The organism is Streptomyces scopuliridis RB72, assembly GCF_000718095.1.
In the GTDB taxonomy this organism is placed as follows: domain Bacteria; phylum Actinomycetota; class Actinomycetes; order Streptomycetales; family Streptomycetaceae; genus Streptomyces; species Streptomyces scopuliridis.
The window spans coordinates 1-4,477 of the sequence record NZ_JOEI01000060.1; the positions used below are offsets into that span (position 1 = coordinate 1).

The 4,477-nt window shown below is 70.1% G+C and carries 1 protein-coding gene and 1 pseudogene; both read right to left on the minus strand.

Annotation, left to right across the window (positions count from 1 at the left end):
* Positions 1-4,029, minus strand: a 4,029-nt coding sequence (locus tag IF11_RS0135895) for an amino acid adenylation domain-containing protein (RefSeq protein WP_030356003.1), incomplete at its 3' end; no start/stop codon positions are given.
* Positions 4,030-4,082: 53 nt separating this feature from the next.
* Positions 4,083-4,477: pseudogene (locus IF11_RS42650) on the minus strand (AMP-binding enzyme); the annotation flags it as partial.

Here is a 4,477-nt window from a genome sequence, read left to right on the forward strand (position 1 = left end):
CGACCGCCACCGCACCACATCACCCGTGCGATACATCCGCCCACCCGCGACACCACCGTACGGATCAGCGACAAACCGCTCCCCCGTCAACCCCGGACGACCCAAATACCCACGGGCGAGCTGGACACCGGCCAGATACAGTTCACCGGCCACGCCCACCGGCACCGGCCGCAGCCGTGAATCCAGCACGCGTACCTGGGTGTTCCACACCGGAGCGCCGATCGGCACCGGCCCGGCGGGGTCGTGCGCGGCGCACTCCCATGACGTCACATCCACGGACGCCTCGGTCGGCCCGTACAGGTTGTGCAGCGGCACGTCCAGTGTCTCGAAGAACTTCGCGCGCAGTTCGCCGGGCAGCGCCTCGCCACTGCACACCACACGGCGCAGGCTGTCACACTGCGCCGCCGCGGGCTCCGTGAGGAAGACCTGAAGCATGGACGGGACGAAGTGCAGTGTGGTGACGCGTTCCTCGCGGATCAGCCTGGCGAGATACGCCGGGTCCTTGTGACCCTCGGGGCGGGCGACCACCAGTGTGGCCCCCTCGATGAGCGGCCAGAAGAACTCCCACACCGAGACATCGAACCCGGACGGTGTCTTCTGCAACACCCGGTCGGAGGCGTCGAGGCCGTACCTCCCTTGCATCCAGCGCAGCCGGTTGACGATTCCCTCGTGCGGGACGAGGACACCCTTGGGCCTGCCCGTGGAGCCCGAGGTGTAGATGACGTAGGCGGTGTTGAGGACACCGAGGGGCGCGAGCCGGTCGGCGTCGGTGAGATCGGTGTCCCCGTACGCGCCGAGGGCTGCCCCGGTCCTGGGGTCGTCCAGCACGAGCCGGTCGGTCCCGTCGGTGGCGGTCAGCGCGGCGTCCACGTCACGCTTGGTGAGCATGAGCGCGGGGCGGGTGTTGTCGAGGATGTACCGGATCCGCTCGGCGGGGTAGTCGGGGTCGACCGGCACATAGGCCGCCCCGGACTTCAGCACCGCCAGCAGAGCGACGATCAGCTCCTGGGAACGCGGCAGAGCGAGGGCGACGTATCCCTCGGGGCCGGCGCCCCGATCGACGAGCAGCCGCGCCAGGCGGTTGGCACGGGCGTTCAGCTCGGCGTAGGACAGCTCACGGCCCTCGAAGACCACCGCTGTGGCCCGCGGGGTACGGGCCGCCTGCGCCTCGAACAGCTCGGGCAGCGTGACGGACGGTACGCGCCGTTCGGTGGCGTTCCACTCCACGAGCACCCGCTCGCGCTCCGCCGCGTCCAGGACGTCGATCTCCCCGACCGGCCGGTCGGGGGTGGCGGCGACGGCTTCGAGGAGCCGGCCGAGCCGGGCTCCGATGCTCCCGGCCGTCTCGGCGGTCAGCAGATCGGGCCGGTAGCCGAGGCGCAGGCCCAGCCGCGCTCCCGGAACCACCACCAGAGTCAGGGGGTAGTGCGTGGCATCGTCGGCGTCGGCGTCCGTGACACGCAGTCCGGTGCCGGAGACATCCAACAGGCCTGGATCGAGGGGGTAGTTCTCGAAGACGGTCAGCGTGTCGAACAGCTCCCCGACATCTGCCTGCCGCTGGATGTCGTGCAATCCGACGTACTGGTGCTCCATCAGCGCCGACTGCTGTTCCTGGAGCCGCGTGAGCAGCTGTGCCAGTGTCTCGTCCTGCCTCAACTCCACCCGCACCGGGAGAGTGTTGATGAACAGACCCACCATCGACTCGATACCGGCGATCTCGGGCGGCCGTCCGGACACCGTGGCGCCGAAGACGACATCCTCACGGCCGGTGAGCCGGCCGAGCAGCACGGCCCAGGCGCCCTGAACAACCGTGTTCAGGGTGAGCCCGAGGTGCCGGGCCCGGTCGCCGAGTGCGGTGGTGAGCTCCGGTGACAGCTCCAGCGCGACCCGTTCGGGCGGGAGGGCCCCGCGCTCGGCGCCGCCCGGGGCCAGCAGAGTGGGCTCCTCGACTCCTGCGAGGGCAAGCCGCCATGCCTGCTCGGCGGCTTCGCGGTCCTGGCCCGCGAGCCAGACCAGATAGTCCCGGTACGGAGTGGGGCGGGGCAGCCCGGTGTCGTCGCCTCTCCGCACGTAGAGCGCGAAAAGCTCCTGCGCAAGCAGCGGCATCGACCAGCCGTCCAGCAGGATGTGATGGACCGTCATGAGCAGACGGAACCGGTCGTCGGCGAGCCGTACGAGGACGAACCGCACCAGCGGTGGCGCGGCGAGATCGAAGCGGCGGCCCCGCTCCCCCGCGGCGACGCCGGCGAGCCGTGCCGACTGCTCGTCCGGGTCGAGGCCACGGAGATCCTGGATGTCCCAGTCGAGCTCCACCTCATGGTGGACGACCTGGACCGGTCTGCTCACCTGCTCGTGCCGGAATCCGCTGCGCAGGTTCGGGTGCCTGCGCAGCAGTGTCTCCGCCGCCGAGCGCAGCGCCCGCACATCGAGGTCGCCCTCCATGCCCAGGAAGAGCTGCACGGTGTAGACGTCGGCGGCTTCCTCGTCGAACAGGGCGTGGAACAGCAGCCCTTCCTGCATCGGTGAGAGCGGCAGGACGTCCGCCAGTGCGGGGCAGGACCGCTCCAGAAGTTCGATCTCGCCCTGGTCCAGGGGGACGAGAGGGAGATCGGAGGGGGTGCGTCCGCCGGTTCCCGGCTGTTCCGCGTGGGCGGCGAGGGCGTCCAGGGCGCGGAACCAGGTCTCGGCCAGGTCCCGGATGTCGTCCTCGGAGAAGAGCGCATCCGGCCAGGTCCAGGTGGCGCTGAGCTGTGCGCCGTCGGGCGAGTCGTGCGTCAGCGCGTCGATTTCGAGGGCGTGGACGAACGGCATGCCGTCGTCGGCACCGCCGGACGCGCTCTCCACGGCCCAGTCGGCCTCGGTGCCGGTTTCGAGGCGGCCGAGGTAGTTGAAGCCGATCTGGGGAGTCGGGAGGGCGGCGAGCACCGGCGCCGTCCGGGGGTTGAGGTGGCGCAGCAGGCCGTAACCAATGCCGGTGTCGGGCACGGCCCGCAACTGTTCCTTGACGACCTTCAGCGCTCGCCCGACGTCGTCCCAGTCCGGCGTACCGGGATCCAGTCGTACCGGATACAGGCTGGTAAACCAGCCGACGGTACGGGAGAGATCGGCGCCGTCCGCGATGTCCTCACGGCCGTGGCCTTCGAGATCAACAAGAAGCGACGTCGCGTCCCCGCGGTTGTTGCGGCGCCGCCAGTCGGCGACGGCCAGCGCGAGGGCGGTCAGCAGCACATCGTTCACACCGCCGTGGAAGGCGGCCGGCACGGTGGTCAGCAGTGGCCGCGTACGGTCCGACGGCAGGCTCAGTCGGAGGTGCCGCTGCGTGGCTCCGGTGTCACGGGAAGGCCGCAGGGGCTGGTGGGAGAGGGGGGCCTCGGGTCTGTCGAGGATCCCGGTCCACAGAGGGAGTTCGTCGAGGCGGGCGGGTTCCTGGGCCAAGCCGGTGAGCCGCTCGGCCCAGCGCCGCAACGACGTACCGACCGGTTCCAGCTCCTTGCCCGCGACGGCCGCCGCCAGATCCGGCAGCAGAATCCGCCACGAGACACCGTCGACCACCAGATGATGCAACGCCAGCAACAACCGCCCGGACTCGGCAGGACCGGCGTCGAACCACACCGCGCGCACCATCTCGCCCGCGTCCGGCCGCAACGGCTCGTCTCTCAGCGCGTCCGCCGTTTCCACACGCGTGACGACCTCGGCGGCGTCCACCGCGCCGCGCGGCATCGTCTCCAACTCCCAGTCGCCGCCCGTACGCCGCAACCGCAGCCGCAACGCGTCATGATGATCGAGCAACGTCCCCAGCCCCGCCGTCAGCCGCTCCCACGTCAGCCCGGCGGGCGTGCGCACCACCATCGACTGACGGAAACCCTCGACGGGACCACCACGCTCCCGCAGCCAGTGCACGATCGGTGTCAGCGCGACCGGCCCCACCCCGTCGTCGGGGGCCTGCGTCCGCGCCTCGTCAGCCTCAATGGCGACGGCGGCGAGTGCGGCGACGGTGCGGGACTGGAACACATCACGCGGCGTGAACACCAGACCCGCCTTACGCGCCCGGCTGACCAGCTGAATGGAGACAATACCACCGCACCGAAGTCCGGCATCGGCAACGCCCGGCGATCCAACTTCCCGTTCGCCGTCACCGGCAGCCCGTCCACCACCACGAACGCCGCAGGAACCATGTACTCCGGCAAAGCCGCACCCACAAGCTCACGCAACACATCCACACCCGCATCACCCACCACATACGCCACCAACCGCTTCACACCAGGCTGGTCCTCACGCGCGATCACCGCGACCTGACGCACCCCCGGACACCCCGCCAGCACCGCCTCGATCTCACCCAACTCGACCCGAAAACCCCGGATCTTCACCTGCTCATCAGCCCGGCCCAGATACTCCAGATTCCCGTCCGACCGCCACCGCACCACATCACCCGTGCGATACATCCGCCCACCCGCGACACCACCGTACGGATCAGCGA